Annotated in this window: 18 protein-coding genes and 1 tRNA gene; 13 read left to right on the top strand and 6 right to left on the bottom strand. The window is 60.3% G+C overall.

The annotated features are described in order from the left end of the window. Positions 1-3,749 (bottom strand): YPDG domain-containing protein (locus tag JMV54_RS09145; protein ID WP_201518612.1); only part of this gene is annotated, 3,749 nt, incomplete at its 3' end. Between the two features lie 529 nt (positions 3,750-4,278). On the opposite strand from JMV54_RS09145, the gene JMV54_RS09150 reads away from it, so the two are divergent. The 4 genes from JMV54_RS09150 to JMV54_RS09165 all read left to right on the top strand — a co-directional run bounded on the left by JMV54_RS09150 (position 4,279) and on the right by JMV54_RS09165 (position 7,591). Then, positions 4,279-4,617: a hypothetical protein gene (locus tag JMV54_RS09150; RefSeq protein ID WP_201518613.1), complete on the top strand. Its 339-nt coding sequence runs from the start codon at positions 4,279-4,281 to the stop codon at positions 4,615-4,617. Positions 4,618-4,974: 357 nt separating this feature from the next. Further along, entirely contained in the window at positions 4,975-5,424 is a 450-nt protein-coding gene (locus JMV54_RS09155; protein WP_201518614.1) for a DUF2871 domain-containing protein, read from the top strand. Next, a complete protein-coding gene (locus JMV54_RS09160) occupies positions 5,421-7,064 on the top strand; it encodes a DHA2 family efflux MFS transporter permease subunit (RefSeq protein WP_201518615.1) in 1,644 nt (547 codons plus the stop codon). The genes JMV54_RS09155 and JMV54_RS09160 overlap by 4 nt, the downstream gene beginning before the upstream one ends. A gap of 47 nt (positions 7,065-7,111) precedes the next feature. Then, the gene (locus JMV54_RS09165; RefSeq protein ID WP_230972895.1) at positions 7,112-7,591 is read left to right on the top strand and encodes a DUF3817 domain-containing protein; all 480 of its coding nucleotides are present in this window, start codon (positions 7,112-7,114) and stop codon (positions 7,589-7,591) included. Positions 7,592-7,733: 142 nt separating this feature from the next. Here the strand turns inward: JMV54_RS09165 and JMV54_RS09170 are convergent. Beyond that, positions 7,734-7,807: transfer RNA gene (locus JMV54_RS09170), tRNA-Pro, on the bottom strand. Positions 7,808-7,975: 168 nt separating this feature from the next. Between JMV54_RS09170 and JMV54_RS09175 the strand changes: the two genes are divergently transcribed. Both JMV54_RS09175 and JMV54_RS09180 read left to right on the top strand, forming a co-directional pair. Beyond that, the gene (locus JMV54_RS09175; RefSeq protein ID WP_201518616.1) at positions 7,976-8,773 is read left to right on the top strand and encodes an SDR family NAD(P)-dependent oxidoreductase; all 798 of its coding nucleotides are present in this window, start codon (positions 7,976-7,978) and stop codon (positions 8,771-8,773) included. Positions 8,774-9,186: 413 nt separating this feature from the next. Then, a complete protein-coding gene (locus JMV54_RS09180; RefSeq protein ID WP_201518643.1) occupies positions 9,187-11,280 on the top strand; it encodes a DEAD/DEAH box helicase in 2,094 nt (697 codons plus the stop codon). A 219-nt stretch (positions 11,281-11,499) separates the two neighbouring features. Here the strand turns inward: JMV54_RS09180 and JMV54_RS09185 are convergent, their stop codons facing one another. Beyond that, positions 11,500-11,679 carry a hypothetical protein gene (locus tag JMV54_RS09185; RefSeq protein ID WP_201518617.1) on the bottom strand — a complete coding sequence of 60 codons (180 nt, stop codon included), beginning with the start codon at positions 11,677-11,679 and terminating at the stop codon, positions 11,500-11,502. A 16-nt stretch (positions 11,680-11,695) separates the two neighbouring features. Between JMV54_RS09185 and JMV54_RS09190 the strand changes: the two genes are divergently transcribed. Beyond that, the gene (locus tag JMV54_RS09190; protein WP_201518618.1) at positions 11,696-12,229 is read left to right on the top strand and encodes a SixA phosphatase family protein; all 534 of its coding nucleotides are present in this window, start codon (positions 11,696-11,698) and stop codon (positions 12,227-12,229) included. Between the two features lie 387 nt (positions 12,230-12,616). On the opposite strand, the gene JMV54_RS09195 is transcribed toward JMV54_RS09190, so the two are convergent. Together JMV54_RS09195 and JMV54_RS09200 are read right to left on the bottom strand one after the other, a co-directional pair. Continuing rightward, positions 12,617-13,936, bottom strand: coding sequence for a M1 family metallopeptidase (locus JMV54_RS09195; protein WP_201518619.1), 1,320 nt, complete (start codon positions 13,934-13,936; stop codon positions 12,617-12,619). A gap of 29 nt (positions 13,937-13,965) precedes the next feature. Continuing rightward, positions 13,966-15,117 carry a hypothetical protein gene (locus tag JMV54_RS09200; RefSeq protein ID WP_201518620.1) on the bottom strand — a complete coding sequence of 384 codons (1,152 nt, stop codon included), beginning with the start codon at positions 15,115-15,117 and terminating at the stop codon, positions 13,966-13,968. A 454-nt stretch (positions 15,118-15,571) separates the two neighbouring features. Between JMV54_RS09200 and JMV54_RS09205 the strand changes: the two genes are divergently transcribed. The 6 genes from JMV54_RS09205 to dapE are packed head-to-tail and all read left to right on the top strand — an operon-like array spanning position 15,572 to position 23,216. After that, on the top strand, positions 15,572-17,419 hold the full coding sequence (locus JMV54_RS09205; RefSeq protein WP_201518621.1) for an ABC transporter substrate-binding protein: 1,848 nt from the start codon (positions 15,572-15,574) through the stop codon (positions 17,417-17,419). 18 nt (positions 17,420-17,437) lie between these two features. Further along, positions 17,438-18,502: an ABC transporter permease gene (locus JMV54_RS09210; protein WP_201518622.1), complete on the top strand. Its 1,065-nt coding sequence runs from the start codon at positions 17,438-17,440 to the stop codon at positions 18,500-18,502. Further along, positions 18,499-19,410 (top strand): ABC transporter permease, encoded by a 912-nt coding sequence (locus JMV54_RS09215; protein WP_201518623.1) that lies wholly within the window; start codon positions 18,499-18,501, stop codon positions 19,408-19,410. The genes JMV54_RS09210 and JMV54_RS09215 overlap by 4 nt, the downstream gene beginning before the upstream one ends. Next, complete coding sequence (locus tag JMV54_RS09220) at positions 19,407-21,143, top strand: ABC transporter ATP-binding protein (protein ID WP_201518624.1); 1,737 nt, start codon at positions 19,407-19,409, stop codon at positions 21,141-21,143. The genes JMV54_RS09215 and JMV54_RS09220 overlap by 4 nt, the downstream gene beginning before the upstream one ends. After that, complete coding sequence (locus JMV54_RS09225; protein ID WP_201518625.1) at positions 21,143-22,075, top strand: S66 peptidase family protein; 933 nt, start codon at positions 21,143-21,145, stop codon at positions 22,073-22,075. Before JMV54_RS09220 ends, JMV54_RS09225 begins: the two co-directional genes overlap by 1 nt. A 4-nt stretch (positions 22,076-22,079) precedes the next feature. Further along, complete coding sequence (gene dapE, locus JMV54_RS09230) at positions 22,080-23,216, top strand: succinyl-diaminopimelate desuccinylase (protein WP_230972896.1); 1,137 nt, start codon at positions 22,080-22,082, stop codon at positions 23,214-23,216. 13 nt (positions 23,217-23,229) lie between these two features. Here dapE and JMV54_RS09235 read toward each other — a convergent pair whose 3' ends face one another. Further along, positions 23,230-24,510 (bottom strand): PucR family transcriptional regulator, encoded by a 1,281-nt coding sequence (locus tag JMV54_RS09235; RefSeq protein ID WP_230972901.1) that lies wholly within the window; start codon positions 24,508-24,510, stop codon positions 23,230-23,232. Between the last annotated feature and the right edge of the window lie 98 nt (positions 24,511-24,608).

Below are 24,608 nucleotides of genomic sequence, written 5' to 3' on the forward strand. Positions count from 1 at the left end.
GTGTTCTCACCAGGAGTGAACTTGGTGCCCTCAGGAGCCTTGGTGTCCTTACCGTCCTTATCGGTGAAGGTCGGAGCGTCAATCTTGACGTCCTCACCCGGCTTACCCGAACCATCCTCGTAACCAGGCTCGAAGTGATCGTTCTGGTTCGGAACCTTCGGGTTGCTGTCTTCACCGTCCGGGATGTCGTCACCGTCATCATCCGGATCCGTCACATCAGGGTCACCGTCGTTATCGGTGTCCAGCTTGAAGTTCGCGTCCGTCTTGTCTTCGCTACCGTCAGGGTAGGTCACCGTGACCGGAACATCGAACTCCTCAACGGTGTCCTTGTTCAGCTTCGACTTGTCAGGGAACGTAACGGTGATCTCACCAGTGTTCTCGTCGATCGTGACGACGTAGCCCTCAGGAGCAGTGAAGCCATCAGTGATCTTGAACTTCGACCCCTCAGGAGCCTTCGCGTCCTTACCGTCCTTATCGGTGAAGGTCGGCGACGACTTAGTCTCCTCACCAGGAACAACCAGCTTGCCCTCGTACGCAGGCTCGAACTCTTCGTTCTGCTTGGTGTCAGGAGCGTCAGGCTGCTCAACCGTAACCGTGACGTCAACGTTGTCCTTGGTGCCGTCCGGGTAAGTCACCACGACAGGAACAGTGATCTTGTCACCAGGCTTCGCATCCTCAGGGATGGTCACCGTGATCTCACCAGTGTTCTCGTCGATGGTCACACCATCAGGCGTGTTCTCACCAGGAGTGAACTTGGTGCCCTCAGGAGCCTTGGTGTCCTTACCGTCCTTATCGGTGAAGGTCGGAGCGTCAATCTTGACGTCCTCACCCGGCTTACCCGAACCATCCTCGTAACCAGGCTCGAAGTGATCGTTCTGGTTCGGAACCTTCGGGTTGCTGTCTTCACCGTCCGGGATGTCGTCACCGTCATCATCCGGATCCGTCACATCAGGGTCACCGTCGTTATCGGTGTCCAGCTTGAAGTTCGCGTCCGTCTTGTCTTCGCTACCGTCAGGGTAGGTCACCGTGACCGGAACATCGAACTCCTCAACGGTGTCCTTGTTCAGCTTCGACTTGTCAGGGAACGTAACGGTGATCTCACCAGTGTTCTCGTCGATCGTGACGACGTAGCCCTCAGGAGCAGTGAAGCCATCAGTGATCTTGAACTTCGACCCCTCAGGAGCCTTCGCGTCCTTACCGTCCTTATCGGTGAAGGTCGGCGACGACTTAGTCTCCTCACCAGGAACAACCAGCTTGCCCTCGTACGCAGGCTCGTAGTTCTTGCTGTCGACGGTTTCGAGCTCAACGAAGAGGTTAGGCGTGTTGCCCGTGATCTGAATCTCAGCGCCGTCGCGGAGCTGGCTATCCTTCTTGAGCTTCAGTTCATCCTTGTTGATGTCGTCGAGGCCGGCGACCGAAACCGTGTACTTGCCCTTCGGGATGTCCTTCAGGCCAAAGTTCTGAACAACCGGGTAGTCCTTGGCTCCGCGCCAGGTTTCACCGTTGTCGTTCGACTTGTACTCGGTTCCGTCTTCCGCGGTGAGCGTCACAACAACATCGCGCACCGACTCAGGGAGTTCGTTAGCGGTGGCGTTGTCGCCATCCGACTTGACGATGTTGCCGTCGATCTTGACACCGAAGGTCACGTGCTGCGAGTCAGCCTCAGGTGCACTCGGGTCGTCTGCTACACCGTCGTTGTCACCGTCGGGGTCAGGTGCAACACCGTCACCATCGTCATCCTTCACAACGTTGACTTTGGCTTCAACCTTGTCGATCGTGCCGTCAGGGTAGGTCACAGTCACAGGAACCGTGATCACATCGCCGACCTTGGCATCCGCTGGAATCGGGACGATCAATGAACCGTCTTCAGCGACCTCGACGCCGTCCTTGTCGGTCGAGAACTTGGTGCCCTTAGGCGTGTCAACGACCTTGCCCTTGCCATTCTCGTCCTTGAAGGTCGGAGCCTTAACCGGGGCCTTAGTGCCAGGAGCGCCCTGGCCGTCTTCATACGCTGGCTCCAGCTCGTCAGCTTCCTTAGTTACCAGGACAGACCATGCTGCGACATCGTTATTACCCGATACGACAACAACGTTGTAGACGTCACCCTTCTGGGCATCCGCGGGGATGTCGAAGGTGCAGGCCGCGACCTGATCCTTGGCGTTCTTCGACTGATCGAGATCGCAGGTCTTGACGACCTTGCGGTTCTTGTCACGCCATTCGATCTTCGAGGGCAGGCTCGACAGTTCGCCGCTGAACTCCGGGGTCACCTTGGTGCCCGGAGCTGCCGGCTTGTCGGTCGCGTTGTAGTCAGCCTTGATCGACACCGGAGCATACGGCATCAGTGCGTGACGGACGTTGTAGATCGAGTTCACCGGCTTGCCGTAGCGCGGGGTGTTCAGGTCTTCCACCCTCGAGGTGACGGCCTGGTTTTCAGCCGGAACGGCGTCCGCTGGCTTGAAGTTACCACCAGCGTCGAAGCGCTGGAAGATCGGGGTGTGGAAGCCGGTGTAGCCGTTCTGGACGACACCATCCTTGTTCTCAACCCAAACGAACACGTGGTTCGGGTTGAGGAAGTCCTCACGGGTCTGGTTCTTGTCCGTGTAGTCACCGAAACGCAGCGAATAGTTACCGGACGGGTCAGTCTTGCCGTAGACCGTCTTGAGGATGTACTCGGGGTGAGCCTCGAGCATCTTCTTGGTCTCTTCGGACAACTTGTCGGGATCGTTCTTGAACTGCTCGTGCAGCTTCGCGTTCGCCGCAGCACCGTCCTTGGTGAGGGTCGAGGCGTATACGGTGTAGCCATCGGCAGCCGGGTCCTGAGTGACGGAGTCGCGCTTCGGACCAGTTGCGGGGAAGCCCCAGTCAGGGCTGCCACCGGTTTCGAGCCATACCTGGCCAGAAAGGACATTTGATTCACGAAGCTGGACAGATGCATTATTGATAGGACCCTTTGGATCCTCAACGAGCTTGTCGCCCTTGGCAGCCATCCAGCTGGTTTCGTGGTTCGGCGGAACCTCGCGCATGAATGCAGCCATCAGCTGCATGTTGCCGTCAGCTGCAACGAAGGAGCCCATCGGACCATCAACGACACCGTTGAAGGAGCCCGGAGTCCAGCCGTTGGCCTGGCGGAACATCTCAACACGGTTGCCGCGCTTGTTAGTGTACGGCTCAACCCAGATGCGGTGCTTCTGGTCGGTGCGTGCCGCCCAGGTGTGCTCGCGACCGAGCTTGTCGGTCCAGGTAATGCCCTTTTTGCCTGTACCGAACGCGAAGGTACCCTTACCGCCGTTACCGCCAACGACATCCGGGAGGGTGTGCGTCTTCGCGCTGAAGATCGGCGAGTAGGAGCCGTCCTTGTCACGGAACTGTGCGTAGACCGTGACACCGTCCATCTTGACGTTGCCGTTGTCATACGAAGCGCCCGGGTTGCCGTTCGGGGTCGCCAGATACACGTGACCCGAGATGAGACCCTTGCCGACACCGTGTGCGTCGGTAAGGTTGGCAGCCTTGGTGACACGGCCGCTGGCGATCATGTCAGCGTCGATGATCGTGTTCTGATCAGTGGCGTTTGCCGGAGCCTTAGCCAGCTGATCGACAGCGGTCTGGGCCATCTGAGCAGCGGCAGCCTGGTCCACACCACTCGGCAGGAAGCTTGGCGTCAGCGTCGTAGCCAGCGCTAGCGCCAGCGCGGCCGATCCCACGCGCACCGGCCGGCACTGCAGCAGCCCAGGCGATTCTTTTTTAGCCATGAGATAGAGGTTCTCTCGTTGCTTTTTCAAGGAGGGGCGAGAGCGTGCCAGTGAATCCGCAAACAGCACGACCGAACCCGAGAAGCAGCAACGCAGAGACGAACCAAACTTCCGGCTGATCATGGCCAGACTCAGAGAATACTCTCAGAATAGATCTTAGGTGTTAGATGCGTGCCCCGCAAAGCTATGCCAGCCGCCAATTTTTCCGGTTCTCCCACCACATATTTGTGAAATGGCTACAAAGTTCCCACGAAAAAGCAGCTGGCCTGGTATGGCCCGGCTACTAACCTGGTGGCCATCTCCCTGAACGACAGCAGGGCCCTCGCACACAAATGACCGCCAGCGGCAACCCCACCGCACCGATGAATCACCACTGTCCCGTAAACGGTTCGCGGCAGCCGCACACCACCGCGGCGGCGGCATCACCGCGTGCATCATCGGCGCGCTCTGCTTCTTTTCGTCTCCCAGCCAGCTAACGAACCCCTCACCCGAGACAACCGACCCGGCCGCCAGCTTCGTTGCCGCCCTGGTGCTCTCAGCCGTTCTCGTTGCCTGGGGCATCTATCTGCTGCGAGGCCAGGGCTCCACCACCAAGGCTGTGCTCGAACGCATCCGCCGCGAACGGCTCGCCAGTGATGCTTACGGCACCCCGCCTGCGCACTCTCATTTCGAGGCAGTTCCCGCCTTCAACAGCGCCAGCAACACCGATCAAACGGCAGCAGCGACGATCACCGCCGCACAAATTCAAGCGATCTCCAACCCCGAAACCGCCAGGGCACTACAAAACCTGCAAGCCCTGCTCTACACGCGCACCATTTCACCCGAAGAGTTCCAGCGGGCAAAAAACAAGCTGCTCGGCGACAACTAACCGCATACGCAGACACCCTCACTCAGTGCACTCAAGGCACTCAAGGCACTCATGCCCACGGTGAACCGACCCTGTCTGCCGTGCCGTGATGAGTTTTTCGGAAGATTTCGGCCCCAGGATTACGCTCAACGCATCCTGGGGTCAAAATCTTCCCCGCAATTCACGCCGGCTTTTCCACGGCCCCGCTGCCCGCGCGCGCATCAATCAAACGGTTGAGATCGAGTTCAACTCAGTTCGCGATGCCCCGCAGCGCTGTAGGTGATGAAGTTAACAACACGATCACCCGGTGCAGCCGGCCGCATCCGGCCACAGCGCCCGAGCTTTGTCTCGGCACGAACCCGTTTGAAAGGACCCACCGTGAAAAAAATTTTCAACGCCGCATTCATCTATCTGATTGCCGGGCTCGCAGCGGGTGTGTTCTACCGTGAGTTCACCAAAATCAATAACTTCCCCGAAGGCCAGTTCACCCAGCTCAGCCTCGCCCACACCCACCTGCTGACGCTCGGCTTCCTCGTACTGCTGGTGGTGCTGGTGGTCGAAAAAGTCTTCACCGTCTCCCGCAGCCCGAAGCTTTTTGGCTGGTTTTTCTGGCTCTACAACGTCGGCGTTGTGATCACCTCGGCAATGCTCATCTGGCACGGCAGCCTCACCGTTTTGGGCCAGCAATCCAACGCCATGATTGCCGGCATCGCCGGGCTCGGCCACATCGCCATCTCGGCAGCCCTCATCATCTTTTTCATCGCGCTCGGCCGCGCAATCAACGCCCAAACCCCCGAGCTCACAACCACCGAATCGACACAATCATGACCACCACCCACACCGCACAAGTCCCTGCCCCCACGAGCAGGGACTGGCTCGGCCTCACCGTCCTCGCGGTGGGGCTCGGCCTCATTGTGCTCGACGGCACCATCGTCGGGGTCGCCCTCCCCGCCATCATCGGCGACCTGAACCTCACCCTCACCGACGCCCAGTGGGTGAACAGCCTCTACGCCGTGCTGCTGGCGGCACTGCTGCTCTCAACCGGCAACCTCGCCGACCGCCTCGGCCGCAAACGCGTCTTCCTTGCTGGCCTGGTGGTGTTCGTCGCCGGCAGCGCATTGGCCGCTGCCTCCACCACCGCCGGCACACTCATCGCGGCCCGCGCCATCCAAGCCGTCGGCGCAGCCGGCATCATGCCAGCAACACTGTCGACTGTGAACGCCGTATTCCGCGGCAAATACCGGGCCGCAGCATTCGGAGTGTGGGGCGCCGTCATCTCTGGCGCGGCAGCGGTGGGCCCGCTGGCAGGCGGAGCGCTCACCCAGTGGACCACCTGGCACTGGATCTTCCTCGTGAACCTTCCCATCGGTGCGCTGGTGTTCATCGCGGCACTGTTCAGCGTGCCCGAAACCCGCGGCCAAAAAACCCGCCCCGGCGTCGACGTCGACGGCGCACTGCTCAGCGCCATCGGGTTCGGCGCCCTCGTATTCGCAATCATCGAAGGCCCGGAGCTCGGCTGGTGGCAACCAAAAACCGAACTCAACCTGTTCGGCTGGGTGTGGCCGGCGGATGCATCCATCTCGATCGTTCCCGTAGCGTTCGCCGTCGCCGCAATTGCGCTCATCCTGTTTGTGGTGTGGGAACGGCACCGTGAAAAAGTGCAGCGTGAAGCACTGCTTGATCTGGGGCTATTCACCTATTCGACGTTCTCATGGGGCAACCTCACCGCCGCAATGGTCGCCATCGGCGAATTTGCGATCGTATTCGTGCTGCCGCTGTATCTGATTAATGCCCTCGGCCTCAGCGTTATGACCGCCGGCCTGGTGCTCGCAGCGATGGCATTCGGGGCGTTTCTCGCCGGGGCATCCGCCCGCCACCTCGCAGCCCGGTTCGGATCGCCCGGCACCGTGCTCATCGGGCTCGGGCTCGAAGTTGCCGGCGCGCTCACACTCGCGCTGACGGTGGGCCCGAGCACTTCCGGCTGGTGTATTGCTCTGCCGCTCGTGGTGTATGGCCTCGGGCTCGGGCTCGCATCGGCACAGCTCACCGGCACCGTACTGCAAGACATTCCGGTCGCAGTTTCGGGCCAGGGATCAGCCACGCAAAGCACCGTCCGCCAAGTGGGCTCGGCGCTCGGAACCGCCTTCGCCGGCGCCGCACTGTCGATTTCCCTGGCGTTCACGCTGCCATCAGCACTCAGCGACGCCAGATTCACCGGGCCCGCCGCCGACTCACTCGCCGACGCAACACGCGAATCGGCCGGCACGACACTGCTGCAATTGCGGGCGCAGGGCACGCACAGCAGCCTCGGCGATCACACCGACGCCGCCGTGCAGGCACTCACCAACGGTTTTGCGGATGCAACCCGCTCGGCAATTTTTATCGCCACCATATTTCTCGCCCTCGGATTCATCGGCGCCATAAAACTGCGTCGGGCATCGCGCGCCGCGTCGCCATCCAGCAACTAAGTCATCCACCAACTAGGTCATCCAGCAATCAGAAAGACACCCAAACTATGACCACAGCCGCACAAAGCAAACCAATCAGCCCGCGCATCCTGTTTCGCAGTTTCGCAATCGCCGAAGTATTCACCTGGGCGGGACTGATCACCGCACTCATTCTGCGGGCGCTCGACGTGACAAATATCGTGCCAATTGCCGGCGGCATCCACGGATTCATTTTTCTTAGCTACGCCACCTCGACCGTGTTCGTGTGGGTGAACCAAAAATGGCCCGCACGTCTCGGCATCACCGGCGTGCTGCTGGCGATCGTGCCATTTGCCACCGTGCCGTTTGAAATGTACGTCGACCGCAGGGGATTGCTCGAAGGCGGCTGGCGTTTGGCACCGGGCGGGGATGCACCGCGCGGCTTCATCGAGCACTTGCAGGCGTGGGTGCTGCGCAATGTGTGGCTCGCGGTGCTGCTGCTGGTCGCGTTGGTGGCGGCGCTGTTTGTGACGCTGCTGTGGCTCGGCCCGCCGGTGCCGCGCAGCTAGTTCGGTGCAGCTGCGTTAGAGCCGCGCTACTGCGCTGAGCCGTGCCGCGCGGTTCAGCCCGTGCCGCGCGGTTCAGCCCGTGCCGCGCAACTCCGCAGAAACAACAACACCCCGGTGAGTCAAACCCACCGGGGTGTTTCTGTCGGGATGACAGGATTTGAACCTGCGACCCCTTGACCCCCAGTCAAGTGCGCTACCAAGCTGCGCCACATCCCGTTGGCCGAAATGCATCCGACCGTTAGCCGAATAACATCGGGCAACTCCGACAGCTTAGCGCATTTTGCGGCGCCGCGCGCCAACTCGACACGCCCGCACCGCGGCAGCCCCGCGGGCGGGCCCCGCACGACGCGCGCCCTCTGACCGCCCAAGACATAAACTCACCACATGAGCAGCAACGAATCGCCCGTAGCCATCGTCACCGGAGCCGGAGCCGCCGACGGCATCGGGTTCGCCGCAGCCCGGCAGCTGGTCGACTCCGGCTTCCGCGTCATGATCGCCGCGACCACCGACCGCATCCGTGAGCGGGCCGCCGAACTCGCCCAAATTCATCCCGATGCATCCGCCAGCTTCATCGGCGACCTCACCAGCGAAACCGCCGCCACCGACCTCATCTCGCAAACCGTGGCAAAGTTCGGGCGCATCGACGCGCTCGTCAACAATGCCGGCATGACCTCGCAGCACGACCCGCTCAGCGATCGCGAAGCCGCCACAGCAATCGATCTCGACCGCACCGGCTGGGAACACTCACTCACCCGCAATCTCACCACCGCGTTCCTTGTCACCCGCGCCGCTCTCCCCCACCTGCTGAACTCACCCCACCCACGCATCGTCAACGTCGCGTCAGTATCGGGGCCCGTGCTCGCTTTCCGTGGTGATGTGGGCTACCACGCCGCAAAATCAGGGCTCGTTGGCTTCACTCGCGCACTCGCCGCCGACCACGCCGCCGAGGGTCTCACCGCCAACGCCGTCGCACCCGGCTGGATTCACACCGGCTCAGCCACCGCCGAAGAAATTGAGCTCGGAAAACAGGTGCCAATGCGCCGCTCGGGAACACCCGCCGAAGTCGGCGCCGCAATCTCCTTCCTCGCCTCCCCCGCCGCCTCGTATATCACCGGACAGGTCATCGTCGTCGACGGTGGAAATTCCATCCAAGAAGACCGCGCCACACTTTCGCTCTCATAACCTCTGCGCTAGGCTTGCAAGGTTGATGCGGCCCGGCGAACCATCAAAATCGCCCGCGCCCCTCGCATCAGATCCGCTGCCACCGGACCGGTGGCACTAGCTCAGCTCGCGCCCGGTAATCAGAACCGGAACCGAGCACGGCCAAGCGCCCAGTGTGGCACCGGCCGCGCGGCGAATTTTTGCCGCCAAAACTCAATACCGGGCCCCACAAGGGCCGGATGCGTCCGCGACGAATGTGCTTGACCGTGCCGGTGATCGTCCCTTTCGCATCCCGATGATCACCAGCGCAACAACCGTTGCCGCAATAGCTGTGCCCACGGACACAGCGCAGAAAGGTCGCCTCCGCGATGACGCAACCAACCGAATCCACGAACAACGAAGCAGCGGGCCACGAGGCCGCGAGCCGCGAGTCGATGAGCGCCCGGGCCGAGAGCACCGAGGCTGCGAGCGCCGAATCAGCAAGCCGCGAACACGAAGTCACGTTCCGCGAACTCGGCCTCAGCGAACCCGTTCTCAACGCAATCTCCAGCATCGGCTTCGAACACCCCAGCCCCATCCAGGCCGCCACAATCCCGACCCTGCTGGAAGGGCGCGATGTGGTGGGGCTCGCCCAAACCGGCACCGGCAAAACCGCAGCGTTCGCGCTGCCGATTCTCAGCCGCATCCAGCCCGGCGCGTACAAGCCGCAGGCGCTCGTACTCTCACCCACCCGTGAACTCGCAATCCAGGTGGCCGAAGCATTCGAAAGTTTTGCCGCCGAAATGCCCGAGCTGCGCCTACTGCCCGTTTATGGCGGCCAGTCATACGGCGTGCAGCTGTCGGCGCTGCGCCGCGGCGTTGACATCGTGGTGGGCACGCCCGGCCGAGTTATCGACCACCTGCGCCGCGGCACTCTCGACCTCACCGAGCTCAAATATCTCGTGCTCGACGAAGCCGACGAAATGCTCAAAATGGGGTTCGCCGAAGACGTCGAAACGATCCTCGCCGACACCCCCGACTCAAAACAGGTGGCACTGTTCTCGGCAACCATGCCGAAACAGATTCGCCGCATCGCCGAGCAATATCTCACCGACGCCGCCGAAATCACCGTCAAGTCGCAAACCCAAACCTCGTCGAACGTCACCCAGCGCTACCTCGTCATCGCCCACCAGCGAAAAGTGGATGCCCTCACGCGCATCCTCGAAGTCGAAGAATTCGACGGGATGATCGTGTTCGTGCGCACCAAGAGCGAAACCGAACAGCTCGCCGAACGGCTGCGCGCCCGCGGGCTGGCTGCCGCCGCCATCAACGGTGACCTCGCGCAGGCTGCTCGCGAACGCATCATCGACGACCTCAAGGGCGGCAAAGTGGATGTGCTGGTGGCAACCGATGTGGCAGCGCGCGGCCTCGACGTTGATCGCCTCAGTCACGTCGTGAATTTCGACATCCCCACCGATCCCGAATCGTATGTGCACCGCATCGGGCGCACCGGTCGCGCGGGTCGCAAGGGCACCGCGATCAGTTTTGTCACCCCGCGCGAACGGCGCCTGCTGAGCATCATTGAGCGCAACACCCGGCAGCCGATGGAACAGCTGCAGCTGCCCACGGCCGCCGACATCAACGAGTCGCGGCTCAGCAGGTTCGACGACGCGATTACCGCGGCACTCGAACAAACCGAGCGGATCGAAGCATTCCGCGACATCATCGACCACTATGTGCGACACCACGATGTTCCGAACGAGGATGTGGCGGCGGCGCTGGCCGTGGTTGCGCAGGGCGACACTCCCCTGCTGCTCGACCCCGAAAAAGACGACCTCGACAACTTCAACAAACCCCGGCGCGAGCGCGATAACGACCGCGACCCCAAGCGCGAGGGGCTCGTGCAGTACCGCATCGAGGTGGGTCGGCGCGACCGAGTGCAGCCGGGATGGATCGTGGGTGCGATTGCCAACGAGGGCGGAATCAGCCGCGATGACATCGGCCACATTCGCATCATGCAGTATTTCTCGCTGGTTGAGCTGCCGGAAGACCTCGATCCTGAGGTGATTGCGCGGCTGCAAGACACCGAGGTGGCGCACCGGCCGCTCGAGCTGAAGCTCGATGACGGGCCACGCCGGGATGGTGACCGGGGTGGTCGCGATCGTGGCTTTGGTGGCGAGCGCGGTGATCGCGGCGGTTTCCGTGATGATCGACGTGGTGGCCGCGATGATCGTGGTTTTGGTGGCGGTCGTGGTGGTCGCGATTTCGGTGGTGACCGTGGTGGATTCCGCGACGATCGCCGTGGTAGCCGGGATTTTGGCGGCGACCGTGACGGCCGTGGGCACCGCGGAGCTTACCGCGATGGCAAGGGTCGCGGCGACCACCGTGGCGGAGCTGATGCCCGAGGCGGCGGACAGCGCCGCGACTTCGGTGGTGACCGTGGACGCCGCAATGACAAGGGCGGTTTCCGCGATGACCGCGGTGGCCGTAACGATCGGCGCGGAGGCAGCTGGAACGGCAAACGCCGCGGCCGCGACGACTGGCGCTAGCCGCGGCGCCAGTGCACTGGCCTAATTAACTCCGGGTGGGACAGGATGCAGCATCCTGTCCCACCTCTTTTCTCTCCCTCCCACCCCTGCACCCTGCCCAGCCCTGCAGATTTTTGTTTCCTGACTGCATCCCAAAACTGAAAATTGTTTCCTGACTGCATCCGGATGCAGAAATTTGTTTCCTGGCTGCAAAACCGGCTGTTTCGGCTCAATCCGGCCCTAAATCCCCTGTTTTGCAGCCAAAATTCTGATTTCAGGAAACAAAAATCCGACGCCAGGAAACAAAAATCCGCAGGCCCGACGGTAACCGAGCAACAACCAAGCAACAACCTGACAGGCAGCCAGCTCAGCGACCAGCCAAGCAGCCCAGCGCCCGCCCCGCACTTTGTCAGCAGCCACGGCCTAGCCTCGAAGTATGGACAATCGGGATGCGCGCAGCAATAACCAGCACACGCTCGTAGTGATGCGGCACGCGAAATCGGCGTGGCACACCGGCGCGGCCGACCACGCCCGCCCGTTGAACGACCGCGGACTCCGCGACGCTCCGGCCGCGGGAAAAGTGCTCTCCGAGCTCGGCCAACCCATCGATCGCGTGCTGTGCTCGAGCGCACTCCGCACGCGTCAAACCTGGGAGGGCGCCGAACGCGGCGGGGCGCGCGCATCCGAGGTGACGTATCACGACGAAATTTACGAATCGCATCCCGGCGAGATTCTGCATCTGGTGCAGCAGCTTGATGACAGTGTCGGATGCGCGCTCGTGGTGGGTCACTACCCCGGTGTGGCGCTGCTCGTGCAAGGGCTTGCCGAAGGCAGTGATCACCGCGGCATCGCACAGCTGGCCGAAAAATATCCCACCAGCGCGATCTCAGTGCTGCGATTCACCGGCAGCTGGGCCGACCTCGAAGTTGGCCGCGCCGAGCTCGTCGACTTCGTTATCCCCCGCGGGTAGCTTGCCCGCGCGCTACTCGCACGCACCCGCCGCATAGCCGCCTCTGCCCCGCGCACTGCAGCAGATCGCTCAAGCCGCGTAGCCGCACCGCCCCCGCGGAATTTTGTTTCCTGACTGCATCCCGCTGCGGAATTTTGTTTCCTGGCTGCATCCCAAAACTGAGATTTGTTTCCTGGCTGCAAAACCGGCTGTTTCGGCTCAATCCGGCCCTAAAACCCCTGTTTTGCAGCCAAAATTCTGATTTCAGGAAACAAAAATCCGAGACCAGGAAACAAAAATCCGACGCCAGGAAACAAAAATCCGCAGGCCCGACGGTAACCGAGCCAGGCACACGCCCAGACAGCCAGGCAGCACAGCACACGCACAGTTACCCAGTGCACGCCCTGGCTACTGCAACACCGGCAGGGGTGGCAGCTCAGCAGCGAACAGCCAGGCCTCAAAGAGTTCGCTAATTTCACTCCCACGACCACCTGCAAAGCGGCAGCAGTGTTCGATGAACTGTTCGCTGGTGACTAGCCCATACGCGTTTTCTTGAACCCAGTCTCGCAGCAGTGCAAAAAACATGGTGTCGCCAACCAATACACGCAGCGCGTGCAGCGTGAGTGCGCCACGCTTGTACACCCAGTCGTCAAACATGTGTGCCATGCCAGGACGGGCGAGCGTCGACCCCTCCGGCATCGGATCGAGTGAGGCGTACCGTTCTGCCGCTCGTTCCTGTGCGGTGGGGCTTTCACACCAGTTGCGTTTGTGCTCCGACCACAGCCACTCTGAATAGCAGGCAAAACCCTCGTGCAGCCAGATATCGCACAGCTGGCGCCCCGTGACGCAGTTACCAAACCACTGGTGCGCTAGTTCGTGTGCCACGAGCCGTTCATTGCGCCAGGTAGCAGGGATGAAGTTGCAACCAAACGAGCTCAACCCCTGCGCCTCGAGCGGAATCTCCATCTCGTCGCCAAGAATAACCGCGCGGTATTCGGCAAAGGGATACGGGCCATACAGCTCACTGAAAAAATCGACCATCTCAGCTTGATGTTCGAAAGCCGTACCGACTCCGACCTCGGCGCCGACAGGGCACACTATTGACACCGGAACAGAAGCTGATCGACCCTCTTCTCGGTATCGCCCAATTTGCACGGTCGCCAAATATGGGGACATCGGACGATCCATCTCGTAGATCCAGCGAGTGTTGTCGCCCACATCGGCGCGCTCTACAAGAGAGCCGTTGGCGACCACATGGTATTCCGATGCGGTAGTCACCTGAATGCGATAAGTCGCCTTGTTTGCCGCATCGTTATTGCACGGGAACCAGCTCGGTGCTCCCTGTGGCTGCGCGCCCACCATCGCACCGTCGGTGAGCTCTTCCCACCCCGCTTCGCCGTGTATCCCAGGAACGGGCCGAGGATTGCCCGAGACCTGTAGCTCGAGCATGAGGGAGTCACCGGCCGCACGTGGGCCAATCTCAACGGATGCGCCGCTTGGTTTTGCGACATACCTCGCGGGCCTGCTATCAACCAGCAGTGTGCCGATATGCAAACCATGTAGATCGAGAGCAATTTGGCTGGTGGGCTCACTGATAGTGATGTACAGCAGCGCGCGTTCATCCAGTCGGTTTGCGGCAACCTGATAGTGCAGCTCGAGATCGTAATGCGTTACTCGATAACGCGTGTCGCCGTGTCCGACGAGGTACGGGTCGGGAGTGTGCATCATTGCTCCGGTCTAAATAGCGGCCAGGATGGTTAGGGCTTCCGCTTGACGATGACATTCACCGGGTCAGTACTGATGTCCCCTACAGAAACACTCACCCGGTACCGGCCGGGGGAAATGAGCCGTGAGCGCGGATCCTCAATTTTGATCGTGCCCTTGAACGACCCGTCGTATCCCACTGCGGCACCGGATTCGGGCGTGAACTCGAACACTCGCCCGGCACGTGTCGCAGTCACCTTCACCTGCTCGCCAGGTACGAATCCAGTGGCGTCAATGGTGAGCTCGTAGCGCCCGGTAGTTTCGGTGTTGATCTGCTGCGAACCATCGGATGCGTTGGCGAGCAGCAGGTCGAGCCGTTCGGCGACAATGCCACGGTAGTTGTAGTTGTAGTGGGTGGTATCGGGCAGTTCAATGATTTCAGCACCGGAATAACCAAGTGACTGCCACTGTGCCACCGCTTTACGGCTTGCCTCGAGTGCCGACCATTTATTGGGGTCGGTACCGTCGAGCAGGCCGACGACATACACATACGACATGTTTTCTCTACCTGCAGCAGGTTTCGCAGGCTCGTACGGGCCGGTAATTGACCCACCGCCTCCGATAAAAGTGGCCGCAGTGTTGAGCGGGAGCCAATCGTTACCGTTGACAAGCAAGTGCCGAGCCATAAACTCTGCTCCGCCAGAGTAACCAACCAGTTGCACGTTCTGTGCTCCCGAAGCGGAGATAATCTCGCGAACGACTTCAGCGTACTCGTCGACTTCGCCACCCGGTGAGTCGTCCATGTAATCCCACCAGCTGGTGCCGGTCACGCGTTTAGGTCCGCCGAGGGGAACGTCCTCACCGTGTGGATGCTCGAGGAAGATGAGGTCCATACCTCGGGCAGCGGCTTCCTCATTGATGCGCTGTACATGACCGTTACCAACCCCTGGCTCGTGCACGACAGATGAATCAACGTGTGGGTAGTGAAAATTCGTTGTCTGGTCTCCGTCAAAGTAAAAGACCGTCCCGTTATCACCGTTCTCGAAGTAGTGATATTGCAGCATTCGGCCGTTTTCGCCGATGTATTCATTGAAGGTGCCCTCTTCAAGGGTTGATTCAGGCTGCGAGGGGCCGCTTCCGGTGAAACTCACCGGTGGTTGTTCCATTTCAGCGGCCACTGCTGTAGAAGCAATGCCGGGAGCCACTAGTAGCGCTCCGACGCACAGGGTAGAAGCAATTCGACGTGAAGCCCGTGCACCCAACGGTTGTTTGTTCACCATTTTGTCCTCCAAAGTCATCGTGTGGGCGCCTCCGAAGCGGATGATCTCGCGCCCACTTACTACCGCCGCTTTACAGAGCGCCCTTCTCCTTTGAATGGTTCGCTTAGCAGCACATGCGGTTGAGCCTCTGGCTCTCGACGAGAGTAGCCACGGGATGACGCTATTGGCCAGTACCTGACGTAACTCGCCCCGGGCATCAAAAACTTTGCCCGCGAAGTTCGCGGACATCGATTCTGATGCTCGGGCGGTGCGTTGAGAGCCGCCGAAACCGCGCGATAGCCTCGAGCAACATTCAAGCAATGGACCTCAATATTCATTCCCCTATCTCGATCCTCGTGCGGGCAATGTGGCCCCACGTCAAGTGAAACGAAGGCGTCTCATGGAAACACACAGTTCACAGTCAAACCCGATTAGGCGTCAGACAAGACGCATCATCGCCGGGGTCGCCGGCAGCGCCCTAGCAATTGGAGGGTTTGGTGTCAGCGCCACCGCTGCTGCCGCCGACACCGGTTCAGACACCGCCGCTGATCAGGTGATCAATATTGCGCTCACTACTGATATTGACTCGGTCAACCCCTTCATTGGTGTGCTCGCCGATGCGATGAACATCCACCGCATCCAATATGAACCGCTCGTGGCCTGGGGCCCTGAGGACAACGCCGAGCATCCCGCCATTGCCCAGGAATGGGAATCGAACGATGATGGCACCACCTGGACCTACAAGCTCGAAGAAGGTGCGAAATGGTCAGACGGCGAAACGATCACCTCCGAGGATGTCGAATGGACCTTTAACGCAATTCTCGAAAATGAGTCGCTGAACTCAGCTTTCGGTGCTTATGCGAGCACAGTAAAGACCGTTGAGGCCGTCGATGAATATACGGTTGAAATTCAGCTCTCCGAACCACAGTCGGCAAACCCAGGCACTGATATTCCAATCGTTCCCGAACATGTCTGGTCAGCAATTGACGACCCAGCCGGCTACGCCAATGACAAGGATGTGGTTGGTTCTGGTCCTTTCCAGGTCACCAGCTACTCGGTTTCAAGCGGCATTCAGATGACCGCCAACCCGCACTATCGTGGCGGCGCACCCGCATTTGGTGGAATCAATTTCGTTCCCTATAAGAACACCGACGCCGCAGTGCAGGCCTTGAATGCTGGCGAGATCGATATGATGAGCGGCCTCACGACCGCCCAGTATGAGGCACTGCAAAACAACGACAAGATCGAAGTTGTCGCAGCTTCCGGACGCGGCTTCCGCGGCGTTCAAATCAACCCCGGTGCTACCGACATCAACGGCAACCCGATGGGAGACGGCCACAAAGCGCTTCAGGACGTCAAATTCCGTCAGGCGCTCGTCCATGCCATCGACCGCGACACCCTCAACGAACGGGTGCTCAAGGGCTACGGCGCGCCAGGCACCGGCTTGATCCCCCCGCTGTACCCGAACTACTACGTAGAACCAGGCACTTCGGGGCTGTTGGAGTTCGATCTCGACAAAGCCAACCAGCTGCTCGATGAGGCCGGTTACGAACGCGGTAGCGACGGCGCTCGCACCGATAAAGATGGCAACCCCATCAAACTTCGCCTGTACTCCTACGAGCACGCTTCGGCACAGCAGACGCTCGACCTCGTCGCCGGATGGTTCGACGAAATCGGCATCAACACCGAACTCAACGTCACCTCGATGGGTCAGTACAACGACGACACCGTGATGGGCAACTACGACATCTATATCAGCGGATGGACGGTGCGCCCCAACCCCGACTATCTGTTCGGCATGAACACCTGCGACTCGCGCCCAGCGGCCGATGGCTCAGGTGCCACGAGCCTCGCGGGTTACTGTGACGAAGAGTTCGACAAGCTCTATAAGCAGCAGGCTGCAGAGACTGATCCGGACGCGCGAGCCGAACTGATCAAACAGATGCAGCTCAAGATCGAAGACGCTGCGATCTTCCCGGTCTTCTTCTACCCCGAAACATTCCAGGCGTACCGCAGCGACAAGATTCAAAACATGGTTGCCCAGCCCACCGAGGGCGGCGCGATCCTGATGCAGAACGGTGCCTGGAGCCTTGCTGCGGCCCAACCTGTAGGTGGCGGTGGAAGTGACGCAGGCGGTGGCAACTCGACCGGTATCTGGGTCGGTGTTGGTGCAGCCGCAGTAGTCATCGCGGGACTGCTGTTCTTTAACTCGCGCCGCAAGAAGGCATCAGCCGAAGAACGCGAATAATCACGGTGAAGGTAACGCATGAGTGACACAAATCGTGTCCAGTCGGGACCGTCGGAACAGGCAAACCTGCCCGACGGTCCCCAGACGGACATTGACGAACCCAAATCACGCAGTTCTTGGCCTCGCTTCATTCTGGCCAAGGCGGGCGGTGCGGCCATCTCCATGATCCTGGTTGTTGTGGTTGGCTTCTTCGCGTTCCGCATCCTGCCGGGCGACCCCGTACGGATGCTCGCGCAAGACCGACGCACCACACCCGAGCAGCTTGCAGCCCTACGTGCCGAACACGGCCTGGATGCACCGCTTTTTGAACAGTTCATCCTCTACGTCAAGGGACTCTTCACCGGTGACCTCGGCTCGTCGCTGGTGCTCAAGCAAGACGTGACGCAATTGATTGCTGAGCGTTTCTGGCCCACTATCCTGCTCACAGGCACTGCCTCGCTCATCGCTATCGTGATTGGCCTTGCAATTGGACAGCGAGCTGCATGGCGACGTGGCACCGCTTTCGATAATGCCAATATGGGCATCGCGCTCACGCTGTGGTCGGTGCCCACCTTCTGGCTGGGTCTGATCTTGATCATGGTGTTTGGCGGGATGCTCGGATGGTTCCCCACCGGCGGCATGACCACACCCGGGTCAAGACTCACCGGAATCGACCATGCGCTCGACGTGGCACACCACCTGGTGCTCCCAGCCCTCGCCATGGGCGCAGTGTCATATGCGCACTACCTGCTGGTTATGCGTGCTTCGCTACTGGAAGAACTGCCCAAAGACTATCTATTGACCGCCCGCGCGAAGGGCCTGCGCGAAGACCTTGTGCGGAAGCGTCATGCTGTACCCAACGCGCTGCTGCCAACTATCACCGTTATTTTCATGACGGTGGGCGGCCTCATCGGCGGGGCTGTGACAGTTGAAACCGTGTTTTCGTGGCCGGGGCTTGGCTACCTCACCTTCCAAGCCTTGAGTTCATCTGACTTCCCGCTGCTGCAGGGCACCTTCGTGGTGTTCTCGGGTGTGGTCATTCTGATGAATTTCCTGGCAGATATCGCCTATCGCATTATTGATCCGAGGTTGAGGACGTCATGACTACCTTGCAATCCACAGCCCCTCGTCATGGGGCGCTACAGCGAAATCTGTCTCGCCTGCAGGGCTTTTGGAAAGAATATGCTGGGCAAACTTCGGGCATTGTCGGGCTCGTCTTGATTGTGTTGTGCATTACCGCAGCGCTCGCAGCTCCGCTACTTTTCCCAGCCGACTCACTCAGCGTCGCGAGAACAGACAATCCACCGAATCTGCCTCCGAGCGCCGAGTTTCTGCTCGGCACTGATAACCGCGGGATCGATGTGCTCGCTCAGCTAGTCTGGGGTGCGCGCGCTTCGCTGCTGGTCGGTTTCGCAGCCACTGCAATTTCAATGGTTGTGGGCACCATTTTTGGTATGGCAGCCGGCCATTTCCAGGGGTTCACCCAGGCAGTGCTCATGCGCATCATTGACTTCTTCCTCGTTATTCCCTCGCTCGTGCTGGCGATCACGCTTTCGGCGGTCATCGGTTCGGGGTTGACCACCATCATCATCGCCATCGGTGTGACCGGTTGGGCAAGCACGGCGCGTGTAGTGCGCTCACAGACCATGCAGATCGAAACGCAGGCATATATTGAGCGTGCTCGTGCCCTGGGCGCCGGCAGCCCGCATATCCTCATTCGTCATGTGCTCCCCGGCGTCATGCCGCTTGTGCTCGCAAACACCACCCTCACCGTGGCACTCGCAGTGATCGCCGAGTCGACCCTGTCATTCCTCGGACTGGGCGACCCGAGTACGGTTTCGTGGGGCTCAATGCTCAAGGGTGCGATGGATGCGGGTGCGGCAACCGCGGGGTACTGGTGGGTTGTACTCTCACCGGGTATCGCCATCGTGATTGCGGTGTTGGCGTTCACCCTGGTGGGACGCGCCATGGAAACAGTGTTTAATCCTGCTCTGAGAGGCGGTTCAAAGTGAACAAGCTGGAGTTCAAAAACGTCACGATCCGCTACCAGCAACGAGCGGGCTCGAACCGCCGCGCAATCGATGCCGTCAAAAATGTCTCGCTGGCAGTTCGAGAAGGTGGTGCGCTCGGCCTCGCCGGTGAATCTGGCAGTGGCAAATCAACGCTCGCCATGAGCATCCTTCGCTTGCTGCCGAAGAACGCGAAGATCGAGGGTGAGATCCTCCTCAACGGTGAATCAGTCGCCGACATGAGTTGGGGGCGGCTGCGTGTGGTGCGTTGGACTGAGGCCGCCGTGGTATTCCAAGGCGCGATGCACGCGCTCAACCCGGTGAAACGCGTCAACGAGCAAATCGCCGAAGCGATTGAACTGCACGCCGTAGACGAACTCGCGCCGCTGAAGGACCCGAAGCTTCGCGCTGAGCGGGTAGATGAGCTGCTACGCCAGGTTGATCTGAGCCCAGCAAAGGGCCAGTCATTCCCCCACCAGCTTTCTGGCGGGCAGAAACAGCGCGTCATGATTGCTATGGCGCTCGCATGTGAACCGCATGTGATCATCGCCGACGAACCCACGACCGCACTCGATGTCATCGTCCAGGCTCAGGTGCTCGACCTGCTCAAAGAAAAAGCGGCCGAACGCAACCTCACTCTGCTCATGATCAGCCACGATCTCACCGTGCTCGCCACGGTGTGTGACGAAATCGGCGTCATGTACAAGGGCGAGCTTATCGAGCACGGCCCGAGTAATGAAGTGCTCACGAACCCGCAGCATCCGCACACTGCAAAACTCGCTGCAGCTTTCCCCTTGATCGGCGACCCCTCCTCAAGGCTCTCGCTGCCGAACTACACAGCCCCGGATGCACCAACCGCGGGTCCCGAGGTAAAGCTCACCGAAGCGGTTCGACAAATTGAATCGGTGGCCGACCTATCAACCCAAAGCATTTCCCTCGAGCAGGTCACGCTCGCGGCGCGCAACCTCACGGTCGAGTTCGGGCGCGGCAGCACCCATAATGTCGCCGTGAACAACGTGAACCTCACCTGTCGCCCCGGCGAAATCATTGCCTTGGTCGGCCAGTCGGGTTCCGGAAAAACCACCCTCGCCCGCACCATGCTCGGTCTCCAGCAACCCACCGATGGCGAAGTCATGTTTCGTGGCGACCCGCTGCCGACCAAGCAGCGCCACCTCAAGGAGTACCGCCGCAAGGTTCAATACGTGCTACAAGATCCGATGGCTGCGCTCAACAGTCGCCACACTGTTTACGAGCAGGTGGCCGAAGGCATCCGGGTGCAGGGAATTAAGGGCGATGAACGCGAACTCGTGGCGCGAGCACTCGCCGCCGCCGAACTTGACCCGCCTGAAGAATTCTTCAACTCGTACCCGTTCGAGCTTTCTGGCGGGCAACGGCAGCGAGTAGTCATCGCCGGTGCGCTCGCGCTCAACCCCGAGTTCCTCATTGCTGACGAACCAGTTGCGAGCTTGGATGCATCCGTAAGGGCTGGCGTGCTCGCGCTCTTTTTGCGGTTGCGCAGCGAACGCGGGCTCGGTGCGCTCATCATCACTCACGATCTCGGTCTTGCCTGGAACATAGCGGATCGAGTGGCGGTGATGTACCGCGGCGAAATCGTCGAGCACGGCCCCGTCGACGAGGTGCTGCTCAATCCACAACATCCCTACACGCGGAAGTTCCTGTCGGTCGTCCCCACCCGTGACTCAGCCGACATCACCGCAGAATCGGAAGGAATCTAATGACTTCGCACCCTGCACTTCGCCCGCTTCAGCGTGGCGACCGAGTTGCTCTTATCAGCACCTCGATTCCTCCCACACCCGACCTTGTCGATGAATCCCTTGCCATTCTGGATGCGTGGGGGTTGGACCCCGTTCTAGGTAAGCACGCTCTTGACCGGCATCCTCGAGCCGCTTACCTCGCCGGGCTCGATAAAGATCGAGCCCAAGACCTCACCGATGCCTGGCTCGACGACTCAATCGACGCGATTTTTTGCCTGCGCGGAGGCTACGGCACCCTCCGGCTGGTTGATTACCTCGACCCCGAGCAGCTGCGCAAAGCGAAGCCAAAGCCGTTGATCGGTTCCAGCGATCTCACTGGCGTGCACGAATACTGGGAGCAGCATCTGGGGGTACCCACCTGGTTTGCGCCAATGTTCGCCACTTTTGATCTGCTGCGCTCAACGCACAATGTCGAAAAACTCCACGAGGCAGTTTTTGGTGATTATCACAATGCTGCGCTCACCTCCCCCGATGCGGTGACAGTCCAAGGTGGAACCGTTGAGGGAACCCTCACCGGCGGCACCCTGAGCCTAATTCGACAGGCTCGCGGCATGAATCTGTTTCCGCCCGAAACCCAAAATGCTGACGGCAAAATTGTTTTGCTCGAAGACGTCAGCGAAGAACCGTGGCGTCTCGATGGTCAGCTACTCACCCTGGTGCGCTCGGGCTACTTCGATGGTGTGGCCGGTATCGGGCTTGGCACCTGGGAAAAATGTGGCGACCCCGAGCAGGTGATGTTTGTACTCGAGGAGTATCTGAAGCCGCTCGGTGTGCCCATCGTCACCGGACTTCCGTTTGGTCACGGCAAACAGGTGCAACCGGTTCCGTTGGGAGTGCGGGCACGCCTCATCGCCGAAGGCGACAACCCACGAATCGAGATTGTTGATGGTTAAATCTGTGACCGCATCCAGTAAGCATGCTGGTGACACGACTGACCTGCTCGCCCCCGATCGCGGAGCGGTTGAACTGGCACGCCAGCTGTGCAATATTCCGTCCGAGTCTGGGTATGAAACGCAGCTTGCCGATGCCATTGAGCAACTGCTGACCCGCCATGCCCCGCATCTCACAGTGCTGCGTGATGGCGACGCGATCGTTGCGCGAACCGAACTCGGCCGAGACACTCGCGTGCTCATCGCGGGACATCTCGACACCGTACCCATTAATGGTCTGCTCCCTGTGGTCGATTCAGTGAACGCCGAAACGGGCGAAGCCATGCTACGTGGACGCGGCACTGTCGACATGAAATCGGGAGTTGCCGTGCAGCTCGCGCTCGCTCTCGAGCTCGCGACGCCAGCGATGGACATCACCTGGGTTTGGTACGACCACGAAGAGGTCGAGGAGGAACGAAACGGCCTCGGGCGGCTGGTGCGCAACCATCGTGATCTTTTGTATGCCGATCTCGCAGTGCTCGGTGAACCATCAAATGGATGCATTGAGCTGGGTTGCAACGGCACGATTACCATCCGGGCCACCTATCGGGGACGCCGCTCGCATACCGCCCGAGCATGGAAAGGCATTAACTCGATTCATCGTGCCGGACGGCTGCTGAATTTTTTGCACGAATACCAGCCAGAACGTCCTGTCGTTGATGGCCTCGAGTTCCGTGAAGGAATTCAGGCGGTGCGCTGCAGCGCTGGGGTGGCCGCCAATGTGGTTCCAGATCTCACCGAGATCGATATTAATTTCCGTTTTGCGCCCAGCCGATCACCGCAGGAAGCCGAACAGCTGCTTCGTGACATGTGCTTCGATGCTGACCATTTCGAGGTGCTTGACGTGGCCGCCGCCTCACACCCGAGCAGGTACTCTCCCGAGGTCGCAGATCTCGTCAAAAAGTTGGGGCTTCCGGTGCGAGCCAAGCTCGGATGGACTGATGTTGCGCGTCTATCGAGTTTGAACATCCCCTCGATCAATTTTGGTCCGGGGGTGCCAACTCTTGCGCACACCGACTATGAAGAGGTCAGCATCGCACAAATCGAACAGGCCTGGGCACTACAGCGGGCTTGGCTGCTCGGCCACAGTATTTGCGAAGGATAGAGGTGACGGTCGCTCACGCGCGCTGGTGTGGCGCCCCGACGCGTCGCAGCACCTCAAGCCCCTGCAGAGCCACTTGCAGCCGCAGCCGGGTGGCGGCTGCATCCAAGTTACTGTCAAGCAGCGCCTCGAGCCGTTCGATGCGGTAGTACAGCGATCGCCGTTCGATGTGGAGCTGCTTTGCCGCGACGGTCTTGTTGCCGCCGCAATCGAGAAACGTCTGCAGCGTCTCCAGTAGCGGCGTTCGCTGAGCGGGAGTCAACCCCAACACCGCGCCGAGTTCATCGTCAACGTAGCGTCGCAGCTCTGGCCCCTCGGCGAGGTTACTCAGCAGGCTCAGAAGGCCCAGATCGGAGCTCTGGTACAAACCGGATACTTGCACCACTTCGGCTCCGTGTCGGCTGGCATCCACAGATTCGGTGAGTAGTTTGCGCAACCGACCAACCGAACCCTCACGGCTGAGTCCGATCGAAATAGTGACGTCACCGAACCGGTCGCCGAGCGCATTGAGTACCGCGTTTGCTAGCTTCTCACCTGCTCGCGCCTCCGCCTGTTGCCGCGACATACCAACAATGCCGAGACAGGTTGATTCGACGACCGCCGCCATGCAGCTGAGGTCGTGTTGGGTTGCATTTTTACGCAAACGTTCAAGCGCATTTTGCAGGAGTGCCCGTTCGCCGGCAGTCTCTCCCCCAAGCCGGATCGCGACTCCCAACAACACGGGGCGTTCCAGGTCGGCACCCACACTTCGTGAACGCTGCAACAACATGTCGTGACTCCAGCGGCGACCGCGCCACAGATCAGCGATGAACTCACTGCGCGCCGTATCGATGAGCGAGGTCGATTCACGGCGCGTCAGCATCCACAGTGTGAGGTTCAGTGCCGCCCGCTCCACTGCCCGCTGATCGAAATCGGTAGCCGTCTCAGCTCCTAATAGCAGATGCACCGTGCCCCACTGCTCATCACGCAGCTGCACTGGCGCAAAGACGCAATCAATGCCACCTTTCGCACCGTGCGGCTGCTGAGCATGAAGCTCCCAGTGCTCCAGCAGCTGCGCATCGGTAAGAGATGGCCCTGGCGAATAGGCAACAAGTTGCTGCGTGAAGTCGTCAAAGAGCACGGGCTTTGCTGTCACCTCGGCAAGCTCGGCAAGCATTTCTTGCAACCCCTCCCCGTGCAGGATGCGCTTTTGCATCGCCACAGACAGCTCATCAAGTCGTTCTATTTCGGCCAGTCGGCTCTCGACTGAGAGTCCGTCCTCGCCTGTCGCCGCGGTTGATGCGGGGTCCGTAACCATGCTCACTCCGGTGTGTGTCGTTAGGCACCACCCTACCCATTTTTCACACTCTGAGAAATATGAGCCCTTTGAATGTCGCACTTCGGAAGTAGTTCTGG

The organism is Gulosibacter hominis (assembly GCF_904842695.1).
GTDB lineage: Bacteria > Actinomycetota > Actinomycetes > Actinomycetales > Microbacteriaceae > Gulosibacter > Gulosibacter hominis.